This is a genomic window from Kitasatospora sp. NPDC057512, assembly GCF_042802135.1.
GTDB lineage: Bacteria > Actinomycetota > Actinomycetes > Streptomycetales > Streptomycetaceae > Kitasatospora.
This window is the reverse complement of the sequence record NZ_JBHVET010001049.1, coordinates 1-2,203: the sequence shown is the minus strand read 5'-3', so window position 1 is coordinate 2,203 and position 2,203 is coordinate 1. Positions and strand designations below refer to the sequence as shown.

The 2,203-nt window shown below is 75.3% G+C and carries 1 protein-coding gene; it reads left to right on the top strand.

Annotated elements, in window-relative coordinates; translation table 11 throughout:
• On the top strand, positions 1-2,177 hold a 2,177-nt coding region (locus ACFU6K_RS37405), incomplete at its 5' end, for an ALF repeat-containing protein (RefSeq protein ID WP_380670872.1).
• Positions 2,178-2,203 lie beyond the last annotated feature (26 nt).

The window sequence follows — 2,203 nt, the reverse complement described above, 5'->3', positions numbered from 1 at the left end:
CCGCGGGTGCCGCGGCCAGCGCGGCGCGCAACGCGGCGGATGCCGCGGACGCGGCGAGTTCGGCCGGGGTGTCCGCCGGCCAGGCCACGGCGCAGTCCCGGCGGGCGTCGGAGGCGGCCGCCGTCGCCCGCAGCGCGTCCGCCGCCGCGGACGCGGCCTCGAAGCGGGCCAACTCGCTGGCCTCCCGCGCGGCTTCGGCCGCGAAGGACGCCCAGGCGGCCGCCAACGGGGCCGCCACCCATGCGGAGAACGCCGCGAAGGCGGCGGACGAGGCCGCCAACCAGGCGGGCAACGCCCAGGACTGGGCGAACAAGGCCACCGAGCACGCCAACGCGGCCGTGGCCGCCGCGAAGGTGGCGAGCGACGCCGTGGCGGTGGCCCAGAACGTGGAGAAGCTCGCCCGGGAGAGCGAGCAGGAGGACCTCGCGGCCGACACCAAGCTGGGTGTCGACGAGGCCACCGCGCTCCGCAAGGACGGCCAGGAGGAGGCACGGTCGCGGGAGACCGCCATGACCCAGGCGGCAGCCGTCGACGAGGCCACCCGGCAGCTGGTCGCCAAGGCCGCCGACCCGGCGCTCGACACCGCGACCGCGGTCGCCGCGGGCCGCAAGGCCGCCGTCAACCTGCTGTCCAGCAGCGGCGCGTGGACCAGCCGGGCCGCGCAGAGCGCGCTCTCCGGTACCGACCGGGAGGTGGTCGACTGGGCCGTTTCGCAGTACCCGAAGGCCCTGCGGCAGGACGACCGGGAGAAGGCGCTGCTGTTCTCCACCCTCGGCGGCCCCGGCCTGGCGGAGGCGGCCCAGCGGGCGCTGGCCGCCGACAGCCCGGCACAGATCCAGGCCTTCCTCACCCAGGGTGTCTACGACGTCCAGGCCGACGACAACCGGATCCGGATCCTCAAGCTGATCGACAACGCGGGCAAGGCGGTCACCGCCGCCGGGAACAAGGCCCTGAGCGACCCGTCACCGAAGGCCCTGACCGACTTCCTGGCCACCGGCTACTGGTCGGCCAAGGCCGAGGACGACCAGGTGGCCGCGGCCACCGTCATGGGACGGGGCGGCCCCGTCGTGGCGGCCCTCGGACAGGTCGTCCTGTCCGGACCGGACTCGATGCAGAGCGACTACGTCGCCTGGGGACAGTACCGGGCGGCCCAGAAGGACCAGGACACCGCCGCCCACGTCGCGGCGGTCCGGGCGCTGATCGCGAGCGCCGCCCAGATCGCGGCACAGGCGAACCAGGACGCGGCCGAGGCGTCCGCGGTCGCGGCCCGGGCCCGATCGGCCGCCGAGGAGGCAGGCCAGTGGGCCGACCGGGCCCGCACGTCGGCCTCGCAGGCCAAGGGCTACGCGGACGAGGCCCGCAACAGGGCCGCGGAGGCCACGGCCTCGGCCTCGGCCGCGGCGTCCTCCGCCCAGCAGGCGAAGACCGCCTCGGCCACGGCGAGGACGGCGAGCCGGCAGGCCAACTACTCCGCGAACCAGGCCGCGGTGTCGGCCCACAGCGCGGTCGCCTCGGCGGCCGGCGCCGCCGCGTCGGCAGCCGAGGCCAGGGCCTCGGCGCTGGCGGCCGGCAAGAGCTCGGAGGAGGCCGGGCAGGCCGCCAACGAGGCCGGGAACATCGCGGCCCGCAAGCGCGAGCAGGAGCAGGCGGCGGAGGCGGCCAAGGCGGCGGAGCAGGCCCGGCAGAACGCCGCGAACCACGTCAACCCCGCCGACACCCCGGGCAACGACAGCGTCCGGCCGCTTCTGGGCCCCGGCGGCTCCAGCCCCGGCGGTATGGACGGCGCGCTCGAGATCATGATCCGCGAGTACGCCCAGCACACCGGCGACCTGAGCACCTGGCTGGGGGCCGCGTCGGTGGCGGCCCTGGCCGTTCCGGCTTTTGGCGAGGTTGCCGCTCCCGTCCTGTCCCTGGCGTCGTTCGCCACCGGCGGGGTGAGCGTCCTGCTGACCGGGATCGGGTTCGGCTGGAGCAGCAAGGAACTCCAGTCCTCCGTCACCATGTTCGGGCTCAACGGCATTTTGGCCGCCACGGGCAAAGCGGTCGAGACGTTCGCGAAGCTGAAGCCGATAGTGAAGGACACGGCAGCCCAGCTCGTCATCGGTACGGGATCGGCTGTCATGAACCTCGTCACCTCGGAGCCCTGGAAGCGGCTCCCCCGCCCCTGGCACTTCTGAGCGCCCGTGCGGCGGTGGCTCCGGCC